A 25,626-nucleotide genomic window follows, 5' to 3' on the forward strand; every position below is an offset into this window, starting at 1 on the left:
AAAAGCCGTAATTTGCGTGTATGTTACAAGCTGTTTATTCTTTACGTCATTACCTTGAGAAGCGCGGCTTTTATGTTTCTTCCCGCTTTGCAGATAGATTAGGAATGCGAGCCAAAAGTGTTCGTTTGTTTTTTATTTATGTATCCTTCGCCACTTTGGGTGTAGGGTTTGCCATTTATCTTACGATGGCTTTTCTTCTCAAATTAAAAGACCTTGTGAATACTAAACGCAGCTCTGTTTTTGATTTATGAAAAATCTTTTCGGTTCAAAAATATTCATCGCACTGCTTTTGCTATTTATTGTTTTCTTGATAGGTGTTTTTGGATTTTATTTTTTTTCAGACTACAGTTGGATAGATGCATTCTATATGACGGTTATAACTGTGGCAACCGTTGGTTTTGGAGAAGTTAAGCCACTAAGCCCTCAGGAAAAAGTTTTTGTTTCGCTTCTTATTATTTCCAGTATCTTTATTTTAGCTTATGCTATCTCTGTAATAACCGAGTATATTTTAAGTAAAAAATTGGGCGAATCAAGAGATAGTGTAGTGCAGAAAAAAATGAAATTTATGCAAAATCATGTAATAGTTTGTGGTTACGGAAGAAATGGAAAGCAAGCATCGCAAAAATTACTAGCTTATAACCAACCATTTGTAATTATCGAGAAAAACGAAGAGGTGGTTGAACGTTCCTCTAATAATGAAACGCTATTTGTTTTGGGAGATGCTACGGAAGATGAGATTTTGCTGAAAGCAGGAATTAAAAAGGCTTCTACTTTAATTTGCGCTACACCCAATGATGCCGATAATTTATTTGTAGTGCTTTCGGCTAGACAATTGAACAAAAAACTTAAAATTATAAGTCGTGCCAGTGAAGAGACAAGTTATAAAAAAATGAAATTAGCTGGGGCTGACGATGTAATAATGCCAGAGAAAATTGGTGGCGATCACATGGCTTCATTAGTAGTAGTTCCAGATTTAGTGGAATTTTTAGGAAACCTTACCGTGTCTGGCGAGCAGGACAGTATTAATGTAGAGCAAATACCGTTCGAGAAAATTTGTCCGTCTGGGCAAGAATTAGCTATAAAAGATTTGGACATACGTAAAAAAACAGGTTGCTCAATTATTGGCTACCGTTCCGAAACAGGAGAATATATTGTTAATCCCGGAGCATCGCTTGTACTTCGTAGAAAATCAAATTTGATTTTGATAGGTCGTCCGGATCAGATTGAAAGCCTTAAAAGAGAGTATGGGGTTTAACGTAGCGTTAACAAGTTTCTTCTCAATTCTTTGAAATTCTTATTTTTTTTCGGCATCTTGCTACGCCTTAATTACTGAAGTTTCATCAAAAAATCTTTTATGAAGAAATATCTTCTTTCGCTTTTAGCATTCCTAATTCCAATTTTAACTTTCGCTCAAGAGCAAACGGCCTCAGATAAAATTGATACAATCTTTAGAGATTATACTGGTTGGTTTGTTGAAGGTATATTTTATGAAATTCCGTTTTCTGAGTCATTCCAAATTCCTTGGGTTCTCATTGTGCTAATTGGAGGTGCTACTTATTTTACTATTTACTTTAAATTTATAAACTTCACTGGTTTTAGAACCGCATTTCGTGTTGTTCGTGGAAAATACGAAGACATTGAAAAACACGGGGCCGATACGCTTTATGGGGATATGACCCCAAATGAACAAGAAGATTTAATTGAAACTATTCGTGACGATAGCGCCGATGGTGAAGTTTCACACTTTCAAGCTCTTACCGCAGCGCTTTCTGCAACGGTAGGTTTAGGGAATATTGCGGGAGTTGCTGTGGCATTGTCCATCGGTGGGCCAGGAGCTACTTTTTGGATGATTGTTGCTGGTTTATTGGGTATGGCCTCTAAGTTTGCTGAATGTACACTTGGTGTAAAATATCGCGATGTAGGACCGGACGGTACAGTATATGGTGGCCCAATGTATTATTTAAAGAAAGGTTTAGCCTCAAAAGGTATGGGGAAGCTCGGAAAGCTTCTAGCAATTGTTTTTGCTGTCTTCGTAATTGGAGGTTCCTTTGGTGGTGGAAATATGTTTCAAGCCAATCAAGCTTCTGCACAATTTGTACAACTATTCGAACTACAAGGTACTAGCGGTGCAATGTGGTTTGGAGCTGTAATGGCTATAGTTGTGGCCTTCGTAATTATTGGTGGAATTAAAAGAATTGCCAAGGTTACAGAGAAAATTGTTCCGTTTATGGCAGGAACTTACGTAGTTGGGGGATTAATCGTTTTAGCGGTAAATTATCACCATATTGGGGACGCTTTTGCTTTAATTTTTGAAGGTGCTTTTTCAGGACTGGGTATTGCTGGTGGATTGGTAGGGGTTATGATTCAAGGTATTCGTCGTGGTGCTTTTTCAAACGAAGCCGGAGTTGGATCTGCAGCAATTGCACACTCTGCAGTTCGTACTAAATATCCTGCTTCCGAAGGAATTGTGGCGCTTTTAGAGCCTTTTATTGATACTGTTATTATTTGTACAATGACTGCGCTGGTAATTATCATTACCAACTTCGATAATAATATTTTACAATATGGCGTGCCAGTAAATGAAGGAGTAGAAATAACCGCTGTGGCATTTGATACGGTAATCCCTCACTTTTCAATTATATTGACAATTGCTGTAATATTATTTGCGGTATCAACAATGATTTCTTGGTCATATTATGGCTTACAAGGATGGATTTTTCTTTTTGGAAGAGGGAAAGTTGTAGAGCTCGTTTATAAAACCATATTTTGTATCTTTATCTGGATTGGTTCTGTAATAAGTCTCGGTTCAGTTATCGATTTCTCCGATGCCATGATTTTTGCTATGGTAGTACCGAATATAATTGGCGTTATAATCCTAACTCCAATTATTCGCAAAGAATTGAAACGATATATGAGCGCCATACGCACCAAGCACGAAGCCCTAGATGAAGGCTTAGAAGATATGTCGAAACATTTGTAGATACCACTATTATGAATATCAAATCCCACTTCACGTTCAATAAAGAGCAGCGAAGTGGGATTTTGCTTTTGCTGCTACTCATCACTGCTTTACTCTGCGTCTACTGTTTTGTCGATTTTTCTAATGAAGATACATTAGACACCTCGTCCGAAGAAATTGTAACTATACAAAAACAATTAGATTCCCTCCGATTAGCCGAAGTAGAAAAGCGAAAGCCGAAAATATTTCCATTCAATCCTAATTTCATAACCGATTATAAAGGATATACGTTAGGAATGTCTAACGAGGAGATAGACCGATTACTCAAGTTTAGAGAAGAAGGAAAGTGGATAAACTCTGCAGCCGAATTTAAAAATGTAACCAACGTTTCAGATTCACTTTTAAACAAAATTAGTCCATATTTCAAATTTCCTGAATGGGTGACTAATCCAAAACCCAAAAATAATTTCAACAATCAAAAAAGTAATAAAGGGTTTGTAGAAAAACCATTCAATCAAAAAATTGATTTAAATATAGCCACAGAAGCGCAACTGCAGCAAGTTAGTGGAATAGGGAAGACACTTAGCAAGCGAATAGTTTTGTACCGCGAAAAACTCAACGGCTTTTCAAACGACAAGCAATTGTATGCAGTCTATGGCTTGGATAGTGTAGTTATAAAACGAACCTTAAATTTATTTACAGTTAAAGAACCCAAAGAAATAGTAAAAATGAATGTGAATATTGCATCAGCTTCTGATATTTCAACCATACCGGGAATCTCTTTTGATTTGGCTAAGAAGATTTGGGAATATCGAAGACTACGCGAAAAAATCACAAACTTTGAGGAGCTAAAAAAAATTGAAGGAATCAGCGAAAGTAAATTAAAGCTAATTCAGCTATATTTGTCAATTGATTAACATAAATAGATCGCCAAAAGGCTTATAAATAATAGTTTCAAGAGAAGTATGGATAAAATGTATTTTACAGAAGAGCACGATTTTTTCAGAAAGAGTTTTCAAGATTTTCTTCAAAAAGAAGTAGTGCCACATATTGATAAATGGGAAAAAACAGGTCAAATCGAACGATTTATTTGGGAAAAATTTGGCGAAATGGGCTACTTCGGAATCTATCAACCTGAAGCGTATGGCGGTATGGACCTTGACCTTTTCTATACTGTAATTTTTTTAGAAGAGCTTCAAAAAGTGAACTCTGGAGGATTTGCGGCCGCAATGTGGGCACATGCGTATTTGGCTATGACTCATTTAAAGAAAGAAGCCAATCACGAACAAAAAGAAAAGTATTTGGCGCCAAGTATCACTGGCGAAAAAATTGGATGCTTATGTATTACCGAACCTTTTGGAGGAAGCGATGTTTCTGGTATGCGAACCACAGCTGTTAAAAAAGGGGATAAGTATGTTATTAATGGTTCAAAAACTTTTATAACTAACGGAATTTATAGCGATTACTTAGTCGTTGCGGCTAAAACTGCACCAGAATTAGGAAACAAAGGGATTAGCATCTTTGTTATGGATCGTGATATTAAAGGAATTTCTGCTACAAAACTGAATAAATTAGGCTGGAGAGCTAGTGATACCGGCGAAATTGCATTCGATAATGTTGAAATCCCTGCCTCAAGCTTAATGGGTGAAGAAAATATGGGCTTCCCTTACATTATGCAACATTTTGCGCTAGAACGCTTGATAATGGGGATTAACGCCCACGCTAGAAGTGAATTTGCGTTGGAATACACCATTCAGTATATGAAAGATCGTTTTGCATTTGGAAAGAGTATTTCAAAATTCCAGGCATTACGTCACCGTGTTGCACAACTAGCAAGCGAAATTGAAGTAAGCAAGACCTTTAATTACGTTACCGCAAAACGTCTTAACGATGGCGAATACGTGGTAAAGGAAGCTACAATGAGTAAACTTATTTCCACAAAAGTAGCGGATGAGGTGATGACCGAATGTCTTCAGTTTTTAGGCGGATACGGTTATATGGAAGAGTATCCGTTGGCAAGACTTTTACGCGATAGTAGACTTGGGCCAATTGGAGGAGGAACTTCCGAAATTCTTCGCGAGATTATCTCTAAAATGGTAATTGAAGGAGTTTCATACAAGCCAGCTACCTAATTTAGGGAAATAAAACTTGTCGTTAAAACCGTCTAACTTTGTATGTCTTGCATATTTAGTAGCAAACTCGTATTTTTAAAATTCAAGTGGTTTAAACGTAATAGCCCATATTGTCCAGACGACTCGTGATGAAATAGTGCAAGCGCTAAAAAATGGATTTAGTGACTTTGAAGATTCAATACATTATGCAACAGCGTTAAGGATTGATGACATTCCATAAAAAAATCTGAAATTGGGGTGTATACGCCTGAAAATTTTTTTAAAATTGAAAGATGATAGGAAGTATTGACTCGATTTCTAAGCAAATCTGTTGCTCAAATTATATAAGTTCAGAATATTTTACAAAATCAAAAGCTATAATGACTACTTTCCGTTTAAAGAACCTTTTAAGAGTATTAATCTTTTTCGTCTCCGCAACCACTTTTGCACAAACAGAACTTAAAGGTACAGTAGCGGATTTTATGACGTTTATGCCAATTGAAAACGCAAGTGTTTACATAAAAAATACCACTGTGGGAACCATTACAAATGCCGATGGGAAATTTGCTTTAATGGTTCCAGAGAAAAATATATCTGATACTTTGGTTATTTCTTCTATCGGATTTAGGAGTTATGAAACAGCAATTAACGATTATGAAAATGGAACTGATATCTATTTAGAAGAAGATGTAGCATCGCTAGATGAAGTCGTTCTAGTGGCCGACAATCGTCCCAAAACAGGAAACGATATTATGGTGCGAACCATAGAACGATTGCCAAATAACTTTCCCGAAGAACCTTATTTACAAAAAGGATTTTTACGCCATAAGGAACGAAACAAGAAAGAGTACAAGTGGCTTATTGAAGCTGCAATTACCATTTATGACTCCGACTATGCGGCAGGGGCAAAGAATAACTTAAAAATTAATGTAGATGAAACCAGAAAGAGCTACGACCTTAGGGATGTTGATAGTCTGTTTACGTTTTCAGCATATTTAAAAAGTATAGGCCGCGGTCCAAAAAGCGGAGTTATTAGCAGGAATTCGGTTAAAACTTCAGCGTTAGTCGATGCAATAAAATGGAATGATAGTAGGGTAAATGGACTTGATAACCTCTTTAAAGGAAAGCTCAATTTAGTGAGAAATGCTGGTGCTGTGGGCGCTTTATTTGGAAAGAACATGCTAGAGCGACACCAATTCAATTTAGATACTATTCTGGTGGACGATGGTAGAAAGCTTTATAAATTAAAAATAACAAAAGGTGCTGATTATGTTGGGCTAAGCACGCCAGGTATCTATAACGAGGGCTTTGAGCCTCAAGGATGGGTGTATGTTTATTACGATAATTATGCTATTAAAAAAGTTGAATATGAGCTAATAGCATCATCCGATATTCAAAAAAGAAGAAGTAAAAGCCTTTTCGCAACTCAGAATATTCATAAGCTAGTAGTAACCTATCGTGAGTACAATGACAAAATGTATCCTAACTACATTTATTATGAAACCCCGAAACTGGTAAATACAGGCGACCGATCTTCAGATAGAGCCAAAACTGAGTCGGAGCCAGGATTTGATAAAGACGAACAGTATTACTTCACAATTCAGGAAATTCTCTTTTCCGATATCATCCAAGATCCAGAGCTTATTAAAGAAGAATTGCGCGACAATCAATGGACAGCCGATATCTTTTCACCTAAACCGTATAATGCCGAATTCTGGAAAAACTACAACGTACTTTTAGAAAGTCAAGAGGAAGAAAAACTTATTTTGGACCTAAGCAAACGTGCGACTCTGTTTAAGGAATAAATCGACAAACACTTATTGGATTAATATAGCACTTCGGCCAAATAGCTGAGTAACCCAATAAATTATGGATTAGTAGATTTTTTAGTTCAGAATGTTCGTATGGCCTTGCACGTTGGGATTGCTTGAATGATACCTACAAGGAGCCTCGCCGAAAAACGGGAACACCTTGCAGGATAAAGGACTATCATCTAACTTCTTTTTTAAATTGACAAAAAATCATCAAAATAGGAATCGGAGTTTTCAGTTAAATGAAAAGGTTCGGCTAAAGCCGGGTTTTCGGTCAGCATTTACCCACGGGCTAAAGCCCGTTGTTATTCAATTCAATGCCGTGCTTTAAATAGCCCCATGCCCCTCCTGACGAAACGGGCAGGTTTAGCTCGAGGAAATAATGAAAGCGGTCTTTGGCTTTAGCCAAATTCCCTTCACTTAATGTTTTCGTAAAAATTATCAATCAGTATTTTGAAAATCCATCAGGATTAAAAGCACAAATCCAACATTCACATTTCAAGTTAGATAAAGCTCGTTGTATCTGGCGGGTTCGAGCGAAGAGCTTTCGTCAATTTTGCAAACATTAATATCAAGTTATTCCCAAAACATTTGTGTTAATGCTAACAACAGTACTATTTTCTAGATAAATACGAGCAAAATTCTCAATTCTCTGTGTTCTCTGCGCCTTTGTGGGAAAATTCACCGCTGAGCCGCTGAGGTTGGCAAAGAAAAGAGGGCTTGTTAAAAAAGATGAAGTTCTATTGCTCCATCGTCCACACTAAGCTTCTATCTTTTCAAGTTCTTCATAATTTCGCTTTAATCTTCGAAGTAATATTCCATAAACTAAACGATAAAAGAGGACTATTAGCGCAATAAATACCAAACCTATAATGGCTTGAGTCCAGAAGAATATAGTTATAAACTGTTGTTTATCCATAGTGGATAGCACACCATAATCCGCTACCATTAAATCGAATACAAGATCTTGATTTGTGTAGTAGAAGATGTTTATAGCTAACATCATTACACTAGCACCTGCAATGTTGTAGATTATAAAGTATTTTACAGTCTTCCGGGTTCGGATGATGTTGCCCATTAAATCCTTTATTGAATCTGTAGTAGAGATTTTCTTGTAATTCCTATAAAAGATAATTATAAAGAAAACGAACACTATATAATACAATATATTGGCTGTAAACATTATGTCGTGTAAACCGAGATCATCAGTAAATTCGTGGCTCGAATCAGGTAGTGAAAAAGCAAGAATCGTCCAGAAAACAATCTCTGCAATGCTTATAAAAAGTATCCACTTCACTATGGAAGAAGATTTTTTCAAAAGCATCTTATAAATCTCCCCATACGTCAAACGGGGCAGTTCTTCGTCTCGGCTATGCCATTGACTTTTTAATAATTCCAGTTCATCCATAATAGGTCACGGATTTAAAATCTTTCGTATTTTGTCTTTTATCCTGTTCATTTTCACGCGTGCATTCACTTCACTAATTCCTAATGTTTCGGATATTTCTTTATAATTTTTGTCTTCCAAATAAAGGAAGACTAAAGCCTTATCAATATCGTTCAATTCCTTAACCGCACTGTACATAAGCGAAAGCTGCTTTTCCTCAGTATTGTCATACTCTTCCGAAGCAATCTTAAAGCTTACCCCTTCAAAATCTTGGGTCTTGATGCTGCGCTTTGATTTTCTGTATAATGTAATAGCAGTGTTAAGCGCCACCCGGTACATCCAAGTGCTAAACTTTGAATCTCCCCGGAATTTCGGGTAGGCTTTCCACAACTGAATGGTGATTTCCTGAAACAAATCGTTGTGTGAATCTTGGTCATTGGTGTATAAACGACAGATTTTGTGAACGATGTTTTGGTTGTCTTCCAGCTCTTTTACAAACTTATGTTCGAGGTGCTTCTCCAAGGGTTGGTTTTGATTGGCAATAGGTTAGTATCGCTATGGACTACTTTGTTACAAAAGTCAGAAAAATCCATGCGAACTAGTTAAACTAAACTATTTTTGTATAATATTTTCTAGCTATGAATATACCAGACACCAAATTGCCTCGAATTATTGTCATAGGTGGCGGTTTTGCCGGAATTTCTTTTATTAAGAAACTCAAAGGCGTAAATGTACAAATAGTGCTTTTTGATCGTCATAACTACCACACGTTTCAGCCTTTGCTTTATCAGGTATCTACTGGTGGGTTAGAACCTGATTCTATAGCATATCCACTTCGGAAAATTTTCAGAAAGCATACAGACTTCCATTTTAGAATGGCGGAAGTGGAACATATTAATACAAAAGAAAATATTATTTCGACTACTGTAGGAAGTTTACCTTATGATTATTTGGTTATTGCCACAGGCACCCGAACCAATTATTTTGGAAATGAAAACATTGCCAATAATAGTATGCCGATGAAAACGGTACCGCAAGCTTTAAATATTCGGAGTTTGATTTTGCAGAATATTGAAGATGCAGATAGGGCCACGACTGAAAGTGAACGACTGCGTTATCTAAACTTTGTGATTGCTGGCGCTGGTCCCACTGGTGTTGAACTGGCTGGTGCTTTGGCGGAATTCAGAAAGGGAATCCTAGAAAATGACTATCCCGAACTGGAAGAAGAGGATATGGAAGTACACTTGATTGAAGGTCAAGACCGTGTTTTGCCCCCAATGAGTGAGCAGGTTTCCAAAAAAGCACATCGCTTTTTGGAAAAACTTGGTGTTCAAATTCATTTAAATACGCTGATTAGCGATTACGACGGCACAACGGTCACTACCAAAGACGGAAAAACATACAAGACCGCGACATTTATTTGGGCGGCGGGAGTAACAGGAGCTCCTATTTCTGGTATAAAAGCAGAAGCTTTAGTAGAAAGAGCAAATCGGTACAAAGTAGATCAGTTCAATAAAATTGAAGGTTTTGACAATATTTATGCCTTGGGTGATATAGCTTTAATGAGCACTAAAGATTTCCCCAAAGGCCATCCTCAAGTTGCTCAACCTGCCATTCAGCAAGGGGATCGTCTCGGTAAGAATTTTAAAAAAATGTTGAAGGGTGAAAAAATGGAACCCTTTAAATATTTTGATAAAGGCTCCATGGCCACAGTGGGTCGCAACAAAGCAGTCGTAGACCTTGGAAACCTACATTTTGGAGGCGCAATAGCTTGGTTTATGTGGATGTTTGTTCACCTTTGGTTTTTGGTGGGCTTCCGAAATAGAGTGGTAACCTTCTTTAATTGGACCTACAATTATATCAATTTCGACAAAGCCGCACGATTGATAATTAGACCGTTTAAAAGAATTTAAGAGATATTGAGTATTTCTTAACCTTAGCCAGAAATGAGAATCTGAAACCGAAATTCTTATTCAATCTTCACGGGAAGCGCTCCATACGAAAGCCAACGCCCGCCCAATTCCTTTAGGTTTACATCCAATTTATCAGAAGTTTCAATCTTTTTTAAATTCACCTTAATGGGGTCGTAAGTGCTCACGCTTTTTAAATTTACATTCAACTCCTTATAAGTGTTCACATCGACAATTCGCACATCCATTATGGAACTATTAATAGGAACCAACTTAAATCCTTCTGGAACCGAGGCGTCATTCGTTGCTTCATTCGCATAAGCTGCTGGCAGAAAATTGAATTCTTTTACAACATTTATCGTTAAGCAAACTGCAATTACCGTTAACACGATTTTCGTGTATTTATCTGTTTTCATAATTAAAAAGTTTAAAGTTCGTATGAATTTACACTATTCTGGAGTTATGAACAAACACTGCCTTTTTAATTCCAATTCATAAATCTCTAATTTTTATAACAGTCCTTATTCCTAATATTCAATGGATAATCTTAATCAAAAATAACTGAGTGAATTTGAAAATTGCGACAGCCCATTTCAAATTTGTACCGAAGCCCTGAAAATACATTTCACCCATAATATTTTACAACTCAGTTTAATTTTTTCTGAAAGAATTACTCAAAATTTCATCTTTGAATCGTAAATTAACATCGAACAATATGAAAATTTTAGTCATTTCTTTTTTATTGAGCTTTGTCCCTTCCTTGCTCACGTCGCAAACTATAATCTCTGGCACAGTTACAGACCCTAAAGGCATTCCGTTAATTGGCGCCAATGTTTATCTGGATGGAACTTACGATGGCGCAAGTACCGATGAGTTCGGGAAGTTTTCCTTTGAAACTTCGGAAGTCGGTTCTCAAATATTGATGGTTTCGTACGTTTCTTTTGAGCCCTTCAATTTGGTGAAAAATGTTTCAGAAATGAAAGATTTAAAAATTATTCTTCGTGAAGATGTTAACTCCTTAGAAACCGTAACCCTTTCCGCAGGAAGTTTCTCAGCGGGCGATAACAGCAAGATTTCGGTCTTAAAACCTTTAGATATAGTAACCACGGCAAGTGCGATGGGCGATTTTGTTGGTGCTTTGCAAACATTGCCTGGAACGACAACGGTTGCCGAGGATGGTCGACTATTCGTAAGAGGTGGCGAGGCAAGCGAAACCCAGATTTTTATCGATGGCATTCGGGTATTTACGCCTTATTCACCCACAGCCAACAACGTTCCAACTCGTGGGCGATACAGTCCGTTTTTGTTTGATGGAATTACATTTTCTACAGGCGGCTATTCGGCGGAATACGGGCAAGCTTTATCATCTGTTTTATTATTGAATACCATAGATGAACCCGTTCAAAACAAAACAGATATTTCGATTATGAGCGTTGGTGGGGGATTGGGTCATACCAAAAAATGGGAGAAAAGTTCCTTGAGTGTAAACGCTACGTATATAAACCTAGCGCCTTACATCGCATTGTTTCCCGATAGAAACGATTGGATAAAACCTTTTGAAACGATGGCGGGTGAAGCAGTTTTTCGCCAGAAAATTGGAGATGGTCTTCTGAAAATTTATGGAGCTTTTGATACTTCCGATTTCGAATTAAATCAGGAAGACATCAACCAACCTGAAGGAGTTCATTTTAAGTTGAACAATCAAAATTTTTACACCAATGCCAGTTTCAGCGAAATGCTTAACAACGGATGGAGCGTCTTTGCCGGTGGAAGTTATACATACGGAAAAACAAAGGTTGGGATTGATGAAGCCGATAGTAAAGATGTTGAAAATTCAGCACATCTTAAATTAAAACTCACAAAGCGTTTCAGTAATCGCTTCAAGCTTAATTTTGGAGCGGAACAGTTGATAACTGATTTTGATGAAGACTATACTGAACCATTACTTAATGCTAATCTTGGCTTCAACAATAACATCACATCTGCATTTACCGAAGCCGATATTATCTTTTCGCGAAAATTAGCATTGAAAGTGGGCGTTCGAGGAGAATATAGCGAAATGACAGATGAATTTACAATATCGCCAAGGACTTCCCTTGCTTATAAAACAGGAAAAAACAGTCAGATTTCTGTGGCTTATGGCGATTTCTTCCAGCAGGCAGAAAATGAAATCCTTAAGTTCAGCGACCATTTGGAGGTGCAACACGCGCAACATTATATAGTGAACTATCAATATGCTGCAAACAACAGAATTTTCCGAGCCGAAGCATATCGGAAAAACTATAGTAACCTTGTGATGTATAATGATTCGCAACCAAATGTTGATACCGAGTTTTCAAGTAATGGAACAGGATATGCCCAGGGATTAGACTTGTTTTGGCGTGATAATGAAAGCATCAGAAATGTGGACTATTGGGTGAGTTATTCCTATTTGGATACCGAAAGAAAATACAAGAATTACCCAATCCAAACCACGCCTTCCTTTGTAAATACGCATAATGTTTCGGTAGTTGGTAAATATTGGATTAATGACTGGAAAAGCCAGGTTGGAATTAGTTATCAACTTGCTAGTGGGCGTCATTACACAGATTTGAATTCTCCAGGATTCCTTCAAAGTAAAACGAAAAGCTATAACAGCGTGAGTTTGAACTGGGCGTATTTAATTTCACCACAAAAAATAGTATACGCTTCTGTAAACAATGTTTTCGCTTTTAAAAATGTAAATGGTTACCAATACGCAAGTACTCCAGACGCAAACGGAAATTTCGCCAGAAGGGAACTGCGGCCATCGGCAGATCAATTTTTTATGATTGGCTTCTTTTGGACTATTAGCGACGACGGAAAGGACAATCAGTTGGATAATCTGTAGCTGAGTACTCGACCTGCAAGGTATTCCCCCACTTTTTCAGCGGGGCTCCTTGTAGGTCTAATGCGGTGCTTCCCTGCCAAATTTCGGGAGAAAGCACAATTCAACCTAAAATTTCAACAGTTGAGTGAATTTAAGTAAGCTGCTCCCAAGTTTTTTACGAAATTTGAATCAACCTTACACATATCAAGTAACACTTAACAAATAATAATAACCAATAAAACATCAAAAAAATGCAAACCGTATTCACTTATCTCACTATTTTCTTTACCGTATTGGTAATGCAAGCCCAGACTAAAACAGCCTCAGATGAAACCAGTGCTACTCCAACAAAATACGAAAAAGGAATGGTCGAAGCGTTTCGTTTGTGGGAAGAAGGCAAACAATGGGACGCCGCCAATATGTTTGAACGTATTGCGAGTGCCGAACCTGATAATTGGTTGCCAGCCTACTATGCAGCACAAATAAACGTAATTTACAGCTTTGGTGAAAAAGATAAATCTAAGTTGTCTGAACAATTAGCCAAAGCGCAGGACTTTATTAATGATGCGACTACAATTTCTAAAGATAACCCCGATATTATGGTGCTGCAGGCGCAATTATATACGGCTTGGATTGTTTTTGACGGTCAGCAATTTGGAATGCAATATTCCCAAAAAGCTTCTGGACTTTATGAAAAAGCATTGGCAATTGAACCCGAAAACCCACGGGTAATATTTGCAAAAGCCGAATGGGATATGGGAAGTGCTAAGTATTTTGGACAGTCTATTGAATCGCATTGTAAGAATGTGGAATATGCAATCGAACTTTCACACAATTTTCCAACTAAAGGAAAATTCTATCCTTCATTTAACCTAGACAGAGCTAAAAAAGTACTTGCTGAAAACTGTCATTAATCTTTAGTTTCTTGCACTCGTTTTTAAAACTGACGAAGATTAAAAACACATTTTTTAACATTCCAACAACACAATCATGGATCTTATAAAACATATTATAAAAGCATTTTTTGTTGGTGTTTTGGTATTTGTTATACTAACAATTGTACAGTACGTCAACGGATATGTGTTTTCGAGTATTCGGGAAGCTACAATTTGGTTTGCATATAATCAATTATACGCTGTTACTTTATATATGGTCAACGCCTACTATTTTCATTTTTTGCTTAGTAGGTTTTCTGATGAAGTTTTTAAATCTAAAAACTTGCTGAAAGGAGCTTTTGGCGGAGTTTTTCTTACGGTGCTTACATTGTTTCTAATTCGGGTTTTTACTGAAACTTTAATTGGAGGAAGAAGTTTTGTGGATTTTATATCAAATGAACATTTGGGTAATTACTACATTAGTTTTATAATCTCTATCGTTGTTACAGCAATTTTTTATACAGTTTATTACTATAAAAATAAGCAGGAAACTAAAGTTACCCAACAGAAAATAATAGCTGGTACCGCTTCCGCACAATTTGATGCGCTTAAAAACCAGTTAGATCCACATTTCCTATTTAACAGTTTAAATGTACTCACTAGCTTAATCGAAGAAAACCCGGAGGCTGCAACCCGTTTTACTACTGCACTTTCAAAAGTATATCGTTATGTATTAGAGCAGAAAAGCAAAGAGTTAGTAACTCTTGAAGAAGAAATGAAATTCGCGCAACTTTATATGTCGCTCCTTAGCGTTCGGTTTGAAGATAGCATTGTTTTCAGTGCACCCGAGCAATTAAAAAATCCCTTGGGAAAAGTAGTGCCATTATCGCTTCAGTTGTTGCTGGAAAATGCTGTAAAACACAATCGTGTTTCGTCTTCAAAAAAACTATACATCACCATTTCTGAAACGGATGATATGTTGATAATAACGAATAATCTTCAGCCTAAACGAGCTTTACGAGAGAGTACGGGAGTGGGACTAAAAAACATTCGCGATCGCTACGGATTACTTACTGACCGCTCAGTTTGTATAGACGAAAACAGAAAGGAATTTAGCGTCGCCATTCCAATTTTAACAGAGAATATTAAAATAATGAATACACAAGAAACATACATATCTGAAAAACGATACAAACAAGCCAAAAAACGTGTTGAAGAAATAAAAGTGTTTTATGTTCACTTTGTTATTTACCTGCTATTTATTCCAATTTTTATATACCTTAATATTATTTCAAATGCAGGATTTCCGTGGGCATTATTTCCAATTTTTGGTTGGGGATTTGGTGTTGTCAGTCACGCAGCAGAAACTTTCAATTACAATCCGTTTTTTGGAAAAAACTGGGAAGAACGTAAGATCCGCGAATTAATGGATAAGGAAGATTAATAACAGTTCAGCCTATAAAATCAACGGTTCGGGAGACTTTATTATTTATGTAAGCCTTTCATTCTTATTTTTATATGCAACCTAAAAAACAATTAATATGGAACTTTCTGAAAAGGAAAATAGATATTTAAAAGCTAAGAAACGTGTAGCCGAAATTAAAAAGTTTTATACCAGTCTAATTTCCTATGTGGTCTTTATCGCTTTTCTTGCAGCTTTAAATTATTATGTAAATGAATTTAGGCATCCATGGTTTTTGTGGGCCGCTTTTGGTTGGGGAATTGGGCTTTTATTTCAAGGAATGAAAGCGTTTCAATGGTTTTCTTTCTTCGGAAAAGATTGGGAAGAGAAGAAGCTGAAAAAGTTTATGGAAGAGGAAAAACAAAATAGTAGAAACTTCTGAAAATAGCATAATTATGGAAATCGAAAAAAGTTTAAGTTATCTCAGGGCAGAGAAAAAAGTAGAAACACTTAAAGGATTTTACGGACATTTATCAGCTTATATAATTGTTAATATTGTAATTATCCTTATCTCAGCAAATGTTTTTGGCAAAGGCAAAGCAGACTTTTCAGGTTGGGGAATTTATGCTACTGCTTTATTTTGGGGCATTGGTTTGGTTGCACACGCCATTTATGTATTCTTCGAAATTTATGTGAGAAATAATTTCCTAAAACGTTGGGAAGAAAAGAAAATCAAACAGTTTCTGGAAGAAGATTTTTAAAAAAGTATCCAGTATTAGTTCGCAGTGCTCTGAATTTAATAAATGTCAAACCTGCCTACCGGCAGGAAGGTAAATTCCAGAAAGGGCTAAATTCCAAATAACAAACCTAATGGTAAGCATAGACCTGTAACTTGAAACCTAAAACCTGAAACAAGACCACATGAACGTCATTATCATTGAAGATGAAAAGCCTTCTGCTCGCTATTTAAAGCGAATGCTTGAAAAGGAAAATGTAACTGTACACCAAATGTTGCACAGTGTTGGTGAAGCCATTGCGTGGTTTCAAAACAATCCGCATCCTGATTTAATTTTCTTGGACATTCAATTAAGCGACGGACTTTCTTTTGAGATTTTTGATGTGATACAAATAAAGAGCGCAATCATTTTCACAACTGCTTTTGATGAGTACGCCCTTCAAGCATTTAAACTTAATAGCATTGATTATTTATTGAAACCTATAGACCAAGACGATCTACATACAGCGGTTACTAAATACAAAACATTTCAGCCTACTTCGCAAAACGTGCAATTTGATTTTGAAGATATTAAAAAGCTGCTTGTAAACCCTGTTGCTCAAGAATATAAAAAGCGGTTTACAACCAAAATCGGTCAGCATATCAAAATGATTGCTGTAGATGACATTGAGTGTTTTTATTCCGAAAATAAAGGTACTTATGCGCACACTACAGAAGGTCGCGACTATTTGTTAGAAACGACCTTAGAACAATTAGAATCGGAACTATCTCCAGAATTCTTCTTTAGGATTAGTAGAAAATTTTATGTGAATATCAATTCAATAAAAGATATCATCTCCTATACCAATTCACGCTTACAATTAAAGATGAATAGCTACAAAGACCAAGAAGTAATTGTCGCTCGGGAACGAGTAAAAGATTTTAAACTTTGGTTGGAGTAGGTAGGGAAGGGAAAATGAAGTTAAAGATGAATTCGAAACTAAAAGCCTTCGCTTTGGCGAGAGGATAAAACTTGTAAAATCAATCCGTTTCAGCGTTATTTCTTCGGAGGATTTATTCTGTTATCTTGAAAAGCTGAAGGCAACATTTTTGGTATAAATTTCACTAATAGTGGCATCAATACACTTCCGCCAGGCAATAAGAAAATTGTAAGACTCGGGATGGTTTTGCAAATATCAAGCAGTTGGTCCTTTACTTTTGTTTTTTCTTCAGCCGACAAGTCCCTAAGTGTAGATTGTCCTAAAAGCACTACCAATTCACCACTTTCTTCTAATTCCCGAGCTAATCGATCCTTATTGCGAATAATCAACAACTTTACAGTAGCAGAGGATTGTTTGTAAAATTGTTTTACAGGATTGGTGTATTCAAACAGCACTATTTTAGCAGTATAGTTTTCCGAAAATCTTCGCAAATCGGTAAGACTTGCATCGAGTTCTTTTTCAGGAAAATCTAGAATTGTAATTATTTGGAGCAAATACTCATATTCAGACTCGTCCATTTTAAAATCTTCCCAAATGGTTAAACAACACATATCGAGGATGTATTTTTTTTCTGCGGCATTTGCCTGTTTAAGATATTTCGTTTTTTCTAAAAAGGTAGCGCTTCCATCTGGCGTATTATCTAAAACATAACCACTTGAAGATTCATAAAGTTCAATTAATAAATTATCGTATTTCGACTTGTTTTGTTTAGATTTTAATGTGAAAAAACAATAATTCAACACGCCATCTTCTAAGTGTCGATATACTTCCTTAATTGTTTTAGGCTCATTAAGCCAGTGCTTGTAGGCCAAAACATCTAAAAATAAAAGCGCATACGTTAATAAGGAAAGAGAATTTTTTTTCAGCAAGGCATTTGCATCTTGCAATCTAGCCGAAAGTATGTTTTCTAAGCTGTGAGAAGGGCTGTGTGAAAGGGAAAACTTATGAAAAAATCCTGTTTTGCCTTTCTCCAATTCTCTATAAAAAGAAAGAATATTCTGGATGGCATCCTGGTCTGAAGCTTCGGGATTGTTTTGAAAAAATTGATAAATCAGTGCATGAAATAGATTGACTTTGGTGAGTTCTTCTTTCGTCAGCTTTAAAGTAAGTATGTTTTGTGTAGGTAAAAATGAATTTGATAAACCATAGATAAAACCAGCCTTTTTTAATGCCTTATAAAACTCTTCCTCATTCTTAAAACGACCTACAAGCTCTGTTCTATCAAAAAGATTCAAAAATTTCAAAATCCAGTCAGGTGCCGAGGGGTTCATATCTTTCAGAATGATTATTTTTACCGCAATGAAGCTAAGTTTTTGGTTGGTCGATTTTCTTCTTAAATCATATCCGTACTTTTAACACGAATAGCTGCAGCAAAAATAATTAATAAAAACTAACAATGATTAAATCTAAGTTATTTGCCAGAATAAGTTCCGTAGGACTTGTAATACTGGCCATTGTATTAATGAGCGGAGATCATAATGATGCGCCAACTCTAACAGGTACTTCAGCAGATATCGCTGATTTTTATGCTTTTGAAGCTCCCGATTCAGACAATTTAGTGCTGATTATGAACTTGCAAGGATTGATTCCTGCAGGAGCTCCAACAGAATTTGCTGAGTTTGATGAACATGTATTAATGGAATTTAACATTGACCTGAACAACGATTTAAAGGAAGATGTTCTAATTCAGGCTATAAAACGTAGAGATTCGATGTTCTTTTTTGGACCATTCCCTACTTTAGAAACAGGATTGGAAAGCACCATTAATACAGATATTATGCACAAGGTGAAAATTTCCAGTAAAGATGATGTTCATATTTCTGAAGAAGATGGAATGAAGTTTTTTGCCGGCCCACGAGATGATTCCTTTTTCTTTGATAGAATTCAGTTTGATATGTATATGGCGGGAAATGCTAACGGCGGTTTTACAGATCCTGGAATTGATACCTATGCCGGAAAAAATACGCTTTCAATAGTAGTAGAGCTTCCAAAATCAATGCTCGGGACGCCAGTGGCAAATGTGAATCCTTTTGCACCCAATACGCCAACCTACAATATGTGGGTAGAAACAAAAAGAAAAATACAATAATGAACTATCAGGGTATTATGAATAATATAAAGTATTTTAAAATAGTGTCGTTAGTCTGCATTTCGGTTCTTTTGGTACAATGTTATAATGAAGATAAATTCGGAACTCCAATTTTTCAGGAAAGATGTTTTGACGGAATCCAAAATGGAGATGAAACAGGTATTGATTGCGGTGGTAGTGAGTGCAAACCTTGTTCTGTTGAATCTGAATTTGCCGGCACATATAGACAAGTAGACCAAATGGGGCGCCCTGCGGTAAACCTTTTGTTGAATGTTGAAGGTCGTCGCGATAGTTTAAATTTAACAGTGCCGTCTAAAATGCATGCCAAATTTCAGCAGGTTTTTAAAAATAAAATAATGATATTGGATACGACGTACACAACAAACGTGCTTGGGCTTGACGCTGAAGCTTTGGCTACTCTTTTTTCTAAAGACGTACTGTGGGTGGCTGAAAACGGTCCTACCAATTATTATAACGGATCGACGATTATGACTGGTCGCGCCCTCGGTGAAGATGTAATGGATGCAAACCTATTGTGGATTTTTGGCGGTCCAGGTGGTACTAAAAACAACAACGATCCATTGCTAATTCAAGATGGAGTGCCTACAAACGACGTACCTTTTTTAAATACATTTCCGTATTTGGCACCGCCCTTCTAGTTGAATTAGGTTTTAAACAAACAATTCCAAAACACTAGTTTGTCTTAATCTACTCTACGAGTTTCATATCTTTTTAAAAAGCACTCTTCATTTTATAGGGTGCTTTTTGTATTGAAAAATTGCCGCAGTTAATTAAAAAATAATTTTGTTTGTTACACAAGATTTATTTTTAAAATTCGAAAGAGTATAATCCAGAATTTCGCTACATCGCATTCAGGACATAAATTTGAGACATTGTAGGCATTTCACTACCTCCCAAAGGTTCTAAGGTAATGCATAGCGGTTCTGTGCTTAGGAAGTTTTCAATTTTATGAATTTCGGTTCCACTTCGGTTCGATTCAGTTAAAACATCAATATTTGTAGCTGAAAAAGGATCCATTTTTAATGACCACAGCTGATAAACTTTTCCTTCTGGAGGGGCAGGAAGTCCTTTTATATCAATATACGCGAACTTCTCTTTTTTATTCAAATACACTTTTGCAAAAGCTTGTGGAGCAACTGCTTGATTTCCTATTAAGGTAGAAGCTTGAAATTCCTTAGACCTCACGATATTCGAAATTGTACTGCTTTCGATTAATTGATTTTCCAAATTGGCCAATTCACCTTTCAATATTTCATTTTGTGAAGCACTCGCTTTAATTGCGGTTTCTAGTTCTTCATTTTGTTTTTGCATCCACAGCGTTGCTGCCAGAAACAGAATGGATAATCCCCATCCAATTAGTAATAGCCAGTTTGGACTGTTTTTTTTGTTACTTTCTTGAGTTTTTACTGGCGTAGTTTCAGGTTGTTTCATCTGTTTATTTTAGAATCTAAAAATACTTAAAATTTTAAATCTCTTGTAAAATATCATCAATCGGTCTCATTGAAAAAATCACAGCGATATTGATTTCTTCAAAAAATAAATTCTCTTGGAAAATAAATTTTCTCTAGATTTACCAAAATGATAGTAAACTAACTATTTCCATCAAAAACATTCATCAAAATGAAGAAATTTACAATACTTCTGCTTCTTGCACTAAGTTTTCTTGTTACACCTTCCTTAACTGCACAAGATTTTTCTAACACAATCGCACAACAGTTAAACGACTTAGTCGAAAAAAACAAGCTCCTTAAACAAGATTCTGAATGGCGCATAACGAGTGAAAGCTTGAGTCGTACTAGTGGAATTCAGCACATTTATTTTAGGCAATCGCTCAACGGTCTTGATGTGTATGGAACAGAATCTAGTGTTCATATTTCAAGAGAGGGGAAACTCATTTCACAAAACAATCATTTCATAAAAAATACAGCTCAGAAACTTGTTGGAACTACTACGCCAACATTATCTGCAGCTCAGGCGGTTCACGCAGCGGCAAACCGACTGAATTATCGAATCTCTGAACCGCTTCAAACTATAACACCTAATCGAGGAGTGTCGTCGGAAACCCTTTTGAGCGATGGTGGAATTTCTAAAAGACCCATTCCCGCAAAGTTGATGTATGCGTTGGCCGAAAGTGGCGAATTAGTGCTTGCTTGGGATATTTCGATTGAATCTATTTCTGAGACTAATTGGTGGAGTCTTCGAATTGATGCTACAACAGGGGCAATCGTCAACAAAGCAAATTGGATGTCCAGCTGCAATTTTGATCATGACCATAGTAATGATGTTGTTAACTTAGATTTCAATGCTAACTTATACGATATTCCGAATTACCGCGAAATCGAGGATGCTACTCAAGCAAATTGTACAGAATGTTATGAAGTTTTTGCCCTTCCTTTAGAAAGCCCATATTATGGCAATCGTTCTATTGTAACCCAAGTAGCCGATCCCATTGCGTCACCTTTTGGATGGCATGATACCAATGGTGTAGCCGGTGCAGAATATACAGTTACTCGAGGAAATAACGTTAATGCGTATGAAGATGGTGATAATCCAGGGTATCAACCCGATGGTGGTGCGAACTTAGACTTTAGCGGTTTTCCATTTAGTCAAACCTACTCTAGTTCTAATCAATATGAAGAAGCAGCAATAACCAATCTTTTTTATTTAAACAATGTGTTTCACGATATTATGTATCAGTATGGTTTTGATGAAGTGAGCGGTAATTTTCAAGAAAACAATTACGGAAATGGCGGTTTGGGCAATGATGCCGTAAATGCCGAAGCCCAAGATGGTTCTGGAACCTGCAATGCAAACTTTGGAACCGGTCCCGATGGTGAAATTCCAACCATGCAAATGTATATATGCGATGATAAAGATGGAGATTTTGATGCACTGGTAGTTATCCACGAATACGGTCACGGAGTGTCGGTAAGATTAACAGGGGGTGCAAGCTCATCAGGATGTCTGGACAATTTGGAACAAATGGGTGAGGGTTGGAGTGACTTCTTCGCCACCATTCTTACTATTAAGCCCAGCGATGTTGGAACAACTCCAAGAGGCGTTGGAACATACCTTGTAGGTCAAGGTATGGGGGGTAATGGAATTCGCGACTATCCGTACAGCACCGATATGGCTGTTAACCCGCAAACTTACGATTTTATTAAAACGGCGGCTATTCCGCATGGAGTTGGCTCAGTTTGGGCACAAATGTTATGGGAGATGACTTGGGCGTTGATAGACCAACATGGTTTTGATGCAAATCCTTATAATTTTACTGGAAACGTAAATATTGATAAAGGAAACACGCAAGCTTTGGCGTTAGTAACGGAAGGCCTCAAACTTCAGCCATGCAGCCCTGGCTTTATTGATGGTCGAGATGCTATACTTGCTGCCGATCAAGCTATTTATGGTGGTGCAAATCAGTGTTTAATCTGGGATGCGTTCGCAAAAAGAGGTTTAGGAGCTAGTGCTAGTCAAGGTTCGTCGAATAATCCCAATGACGGGGTAGAAGCTTTTGACACACCGTCTGATTTAGCTTCTTTAAATGTACTTGAAGAAGTTTGTGAATCCTCAGATGCCATAAGCGGGTTGACAGGAGGATTTCCGTTTGGAGGAGTATACAGTGGGCCAGGTGTTACAGATAGCGGCAACGGTTCAAGCTTTACCTTCGATCCAGCGGTTGCTGGCGTTGGGACGCATACCATTACCTATAGTGTAGCTGCCGGACCTTGTTCCGGAGCGTCTTCTGCCACAGATACAGTAGAAGTTTTAGAAATACCTGATGGCCCTACCACGACAGGGGTAACTAACTTTTGTGTTGGAGAGCCTATAACCGTTTCGGCAACGCCACAAGATTCGTCTAATGTAATTAGATGGTATGATGCACCAATAGGAGGAAACTTCCTTTCTGAAGGAAATTCTTACACGTTTATACCTACAGGTTCTACAAATGTATATGCGTTAGAAACTCCTCCAGGACCACTTTCATCCCTATTGATTTCTGAGATTGGCTTCGGTTTCCCGAATCAGCTGGAAATACAAAACGTTGGAGTTGCTACAGATTACACGGGCTATAAAGTTGCTGTAAACGGATTTCCGTTATTTGGAATTAATTTCATGAACAATATTGTGCAAACCCTAGACAATATGAGCGCCGATTCGGTTATCAATTATAACGACGGTGAGGGTGACGGATATTGGGGAAATAATTTCTGGTGGGATACTTCCTTCCCAGGTTGGATTTTAATAATAGACATCTCTGGGAATGTTGTCGATTCTGTTTTTTGGAATTATAGTGCCACGGAAATAGCCGATTTTAACGTTACAATAGATGGTTTTAATATTACTGCCGCCGATCTTGATTGGACAGGCGGGGGAGCCAATCTTGTTTTGGGCTGCGACAACGAATCGTATAGAAGGCATGGCAATACCCATTCAGCAGCTGATTGGAATGGGATTTGTGAACCATCCGATTTTGGTATTCCTAATACCGATCTTTATATCGGGCCAGAGGGTTGTATAGCAGATCGTTCCGAAGCTCAGGTAATAGCCGAAACTGAATCGCCAGTAATCACTTGCCCTTCAGATATGTCTGTTTCAATTCGTACAGGAGAACAATTTACAATTCCAGATTATACCGGTACTGCAACTGCCACCGACAATTGTCCAAATTTTGTGGTTTCACAATCTCCCGTGATAGGAACGCAAGTTGGTTTGGGAGCTACAACAATTACGCTAACAGTAACCGATGCTGCAAATAATTCAGCTAGCTGCACTTTTACTGTAACAGTCGATGATTTGCTGGGAATAAGTGAAAACGAATTTTATAATAACATCCTATTGTATCCAAACCCAACGACTGGTGTTGTTAATATAAAAAACAACTCAACGGCCAACTTACAAAGTGCGAGGATTACTGATGTAAATGGAAGGACAATAAAAGTAATCGATCTTTCGAAAGTGGGCGAAGATTCAACTATATCACTAGAAAATTTGGCTTCTGGAATGTATTTTGTTGAAATAAATTCTGAAACTACAAGTGTTGTAAAAAACATCGTGAAGCATTAATCACAAAAAAATAATATTTTTTAAACCCGCATCAAACATTTTGATACGGGTTTTTTTTAGCTCATATTTCAATACTTTTGAAACGAGAATTGCTTTTCTAACAAATATAGAATGCGAACAATAAAAAAACATTCACTTTCCGACCTCGAAATGTTGAAACCCAAAATTTTAAATTGGGCGCAACAATATGAAGAAGTAATTTGGTTAGATGGAAATGATTATCCTCAAAAAGAACAGAACTATCGTGCCGTTTTGGCGATTGATGCTTTTACTGCTCTAAAGACCGATGCTTATAAAGGCTTCGATAAACTAAGGGAATATCAAAGCACAGCCAAAGATTGGGTTTTCGGTTATCTCACTTACGACCTTAAAAATGATGTCGAAAATCTTAATTCACAAAATAGTGATGAACTTGATTTTCCAGATTTATACTTTTTCCAACCCAAAAAAGTGTTTCTGTTTTCAGAAGATTTCGTTGAGGTGCAATACCTGAATATGGTTGCCGATGAAATAGAATCGGACTGGGTATCTATTTTAGAAAACAATTCTTTTGAAAACAATTCTTTTGAAAATAATTCTTTTGAAAACAAAATTGAAATTCAGAATCGTACATCAAAAAAAGAGTATATTGAAAAGGTCAATAAAGCACTTGAATACATAAAACGAGGAGATATTTATGAAGTGAACTTGTGCCAGGAATTTTATGCAGAAACTACTACCATAGACCCTCTACCAACATTTTTACAGTTGAATGAAATTTCTAAACCACCTTTTTCGGCATTTCTGAAATTGAATGAATTTTTCGCCCTTTCGGCATCGCCAGAACGTTATATAAAAAAAACTGGAACACGCGTCATTTCGCAACCAATTAAAGGAACTGCGAAACGATCAAAAAATAATGAGGAAGATTTAGAATTGGCAAAACAATTAGCCAACGACCCAAAGGAACGTAGTGAAAATATAATGATTACCGATTTGGTACGAAATGACCTTTCCAAATTTGCAGAAAAAGGAAGTGTTCAAGTAGAAGAACTCTGTGGCGTATATAGTTTTAAACAAGTGCATCAGTTAATTTCTACAATAATCTGCGAAGTATCTCCAAGTTCTGAAAGTGTGGATATAATAAGAAATACCTTTCCAATGGGCAGTATGACTGGCGCACCAAAAGTTTCAGCAATGAAAATTATTGAAGAAATAGAAGATGCAAAAAGAGGGCTTTACAGTGGTGCCATTGGTTATTTTTCACCCAATGGCGATTTCGATTTCAACGTTGTTATTCGGAGTATTCTATATAATTCGCTTATAGAATATGTGAGTTTTTCGGTTGGGGGAGCCATCACAACAAACTCAATTCCTGAAAAAGAATATGAAGAATGTATGTTGAAAGCAAAAGCTATGCGACAGGTTTTGAATAGATAATTTATCCTTTC

General features: G+C 36.9%; 22 protein-coding genes. 17 read left to right on the forward strand and 5 right to left on the reverse strand.

Going from position 1 to position 25,626, the window contains the following annotated elements:
• Positions 1-20 precede the first annotated feature (20 nt).
• The 6 genes from BLW28_RS15960 (at position 21) to BLW28_RS03230 (ending at position 6,875) form a co-directional block, all read left to right on the forward strand.
• The gene (locus BLW28_RS15960) at positions 21-251 is read left to right on the forward strand and encodes a PspC family transcriptional regulator (protein ID WP_073214274.1); all 231 of its coding nucleotides are present in this window, start codon (positions 21-23) and stop codon (positions 249-251) included.
• Entirely contained in the window at positions 248-1,255 is a 1,008-nt protein-coding gene (locus BLW28_RS03210; protein ID WP_073214277.1) for a potassium channel family protein, read from the forward strand. The genes BLW28_RS15960 and BLW28_RS03210 overlap by 4 nt, the downstream gene beginning before the upstream one ends.
• Positions 1,256-1,354: 99 nt before the next feature.
• The gene (locus BLW28_RS03215; RefSeq protein ID WP_073214280.1) at positions 1,355-2,980 is read left to right on the forward strand and encodes an alanine/glycine:cation symporter family protein; all 1,626 of its coding nucleotides are present in this window, start codon (positions 1,355-1,357) and stop codon (positions 2,978-2,980) included.
• Positions 2,981-2,991: 11 nt separating this feature from the next.
• Positions 2,992-3,876 (forward strand): ComEA family DNA-binding protein, encoded by an 885-nt coding sequence (locus BLW28_RS03220; RefSeq protein ID WP_073214283.1) that lies wholly within the window; start codon positions 2,992-2,994, stop codon positions 3,874-3,876.
• A gap of 48 nt (positions 3,877-3,924) precedes the next feature.
• Positions 3,925-5,091, forward strand: coding sequence for an acyl-CoA dehydrogenase family protein (locus tag BLW28_RS03225; RefSeq protein ID WP_073214286.1), 1,167 nt, complete (start codon positions 3,925-3,927; stop codon positions 5,089-5,091).
• A gap of 359 nt (positions 5,092-5,450) precedes the next feature.
• On the forward strand, positions 5,451-6,875 hold the full coding sequence (locus BLW28_RS03230) for a carboxypeptidase-like regulatory domain-containing protein (protein WP_073214582.1): 1,425 nt from the start codon (positions 5,451-5,453) through the stop codon (positions 6,873-6,875).
• Positions 6,876-7,641: 766 nt separating this feature from the next.
• On the opposite strand, the gene BLW28_RS03235 is transcribed toward BLW28_RS03230, so the two are convergent.
• Positions 7,642-8,289 (reverse strand): hypothetical protein, encoded by a 648-nt coding sequence (locus tag BLW28_RS03235; RefSeq protein WP_073214289.1) that lies wholly within the window; start codon positions 8,287-8,289, stop codon positions 7,642-7,644.
• Between the two features lie 6 nt (positions 8,290-8,295).
• On the reverse strand, positions 8,296-8,790 hold the full coding sequence (locus BLW28_RS03240) for an RNA polymerase sigma factor (RefSeq protein WP_073214292.1): 495 nt from the start codon (positions 8,788-8,790) through the stop codon (positions 8,296-8,298).
• A 116-nt stretch (positions 8,791-8,906) separates the two neighbouring features.
• On the opposite strand from BLW28_RS03240, the gene BLW28_RS03245 reads away from it, so the two are divergent.
• The gene (locus BLW28_RS03245; RefSeq protein WP_073214295.1) at positions 8,907-10,181 is read left to right on the forward strand and encodes an NAD(P)/FAD-dependent oxidoreductase; all 1,275 of its coding nucleotides are present in this window, start codon (positions 8,907-8,909) and stop codon (positions 10,179-10,181) included.
• 56 nt (positions 10,182-10,237) lie between these two features.
• Here BLW28_RS03245 and BLW28_RS03250 read toward each other — a convergent pair whose 3' ends face one another.
• The gene (locus BLW28_RS03250) at positions 10,238-10,594 is read right to left on the reverse strand and encodes a hypothetical protein (RefSeq protein WP_073214299.1); all 357 of its coding nucleotides are present in this window, start codon (positions 10,592-10,594) and stop codon (positions 10,238-10,240) included.
• 299 nt (positions 10,595-10,893) lie between these two features.
• Here BLW28_RS03250 and BLW28_RS03255 point away from each other — a divergent pair, with 299 nt between their 5' ends.
• The 6 genes from BLW28_RS03255 to BLW28_RS03280 all read left to right on the forward strand — a co-directional run bounded on the left by BLW28_RS03255 (position 10,894) and on the right by BLW28_RS03280 (position 16,980).
• Positions 10,894-13,047: a TonB-dependent receptor gene (locus tag BLW28_RS03255; protein ID WP_073214304.1), complete on the forward strand. Its 2,154-nt coding sequence runs from the start codon at positions 10,894-10,896 to the stop codon at positions 13,045-13,047.
• A gap of 230 nt (positions 13,048-13,277) precedes the next feature.
• Positions 13,278-13,940 (forward strand): tetratricopeptide repeat protein, encoded by a 663-nt coding sequence (locus BLW28_RS03260; RefSeq protein WP_083540648.1) that lies wholly within the window; start codon positions 13,278-13,280, stop codon positions 13,938-13,940.
• A 76-nt stretch (positions 13,941-14,016) separates the two neighbouring features.
• Entirely contained in the window at positions 14,017-15,345 is a 1,329-nt protein-coding gene (locus tag BLW28_RS03265) for a 2TM domain-containing protein (RefSeq protein ID WP_073214312.1), read from the forward strand.
• A gap of 97 nt (positions 15,346-15,442) precedes the next feature.
• Positions 15,443-15,745 carry a 2TM domain-containing protein gene (locus BLW28_RS03270; protein WP_073214314.1) on the forward strand — a complete coding sequence of 101 codons (303 nt, stop codon included), beginning with the start codon at positions 15,443-15,445 and terminating at the stop codon, positions 15,743-15,745.
• A gap of 13 nt (positions 15,746-15,758) precedes the next feature.
• Positions 15,759-16,064, forward strand: coding sequence for a 2TM domain-containing protein (locus BLW28_RS03275; RefSeq protein WP_073214316.1), 306 nt, complete (start codon positions 15,759-15,761; stop codon positions 16,062-16,064).
• Positions 16,065-16,224: 160 nt separating this feature from the next.
• Positions 16,225-16,980 (forward strand): LytR/AlgR family response regulator transcription factor, encoded by a 756-nt coding sequence (locus BLW28_RS03280; protein ID WP_073214319.1) that lies wholly within the window; start codon positions 16,225-16,227, stop codon positions 16,978-16,980.
• A 95-nt stretch (positions 16,981-17,075) separates the two neighbouring features.
• Here BLW28_RS03280 and BLW28_RS03285 read toward each other — a convergent pair whose 3' ends face one another.
• A complete protein-coding gene (locus BLW28_RS03285; protein ID WP_073214322.1) occupies positions 17,076-18,290 on the reverse strand; it encodes an LETM1-related biofilm-associated protein in 1,215 nt (404 codons plus the stop codon).
• A gap of 125 nt (positions 18,291-18,415) precedes the next feature.
• Here BLW28_RS03285 and BLW28_RS03290 point away from each other — a divergent pair, with 125 nt between their 5' ends.
• Complete coding sequence (locus BLW28_RS03290; protein WP_073214325.1) at positions 18,416-19,108, forward strand: DUF4331 family protein; 693 nt, start codon at positions 18,416-18,418, stop codon at positions 19,106-19,108.
• Positions 19,108-19,767: a DUF4331 family protein gene (locus tag BLW28_RS03295; protein WP_143036831.1), complete on the forward strand. Its 660-nt coding sequence runs from the start codon at positions 19,108-19,110 to the stop codon at positions 19,765-19,767. Before BLW28_RS03290 ends, BLW28_RS03295 begins: the two co-directional genes overlap by 1 nt.
• Positions 19,768-19,969: 202 nt before the next feature.
• On the opposite strand, the gene BLW28_RS03300 is transcribed toward BLW28_RS03295, so the two are convergent.
• Positions 19,970-20,560 (reverse strand): anti-sigma factor, encoded by a 591-nt coding sequence (locus tag BLW28_RS03300; protein WP_073214329.1) that lies wholly within the window; start codon positions 20,558-20,560, stop codon positions 19,970-19,972.
• A gap of 189 nt (positions 20,561-20,749) precedes the next feature.
• On the opposite strand from BLW28_RS03300, the gene BLW28_RS03305 reads away from it, so the two are divergent.
• Both BLW28_RS03305 and BLW28_RS03310 read left to right on the forward strand, forming a co-directional pair.
• On the forward strand, positions 20,750-24,196 hold the full coding sequence (locus BLW28_RS03305; RefSeq protein ID WP_073214332.1) for a M36 family metallopeptidase: 3,447 nt from the start codon (positions 20,750-20,752) through the stop codon (positions 24,194-24,196).
• Positions 24,197-24,307: 111 nt separating this feature from the next.
• Entirely contained in the window at positions 24,308-25,615 is a 1,308-nt protein-coding gene (locus BLW28_RS03310) for an anthranilate synthase component I family protein (RefSeq protein WP_073214335.1), read from the forward strand.
• Positions 25,616-25,626 lie beyond the last annotated feature (11 nt).

Origin of the sequence: Aequorivita viscosa, assembly GCF_900106795.1 — a bacterium.
Classification (GTDB): domain Bacteria; phylum Bacteroidota; class Bacteroidia; order Flavobacteriales; family Flavobacteriaceae; genus Aequorivita; species Aequorivita viscosa.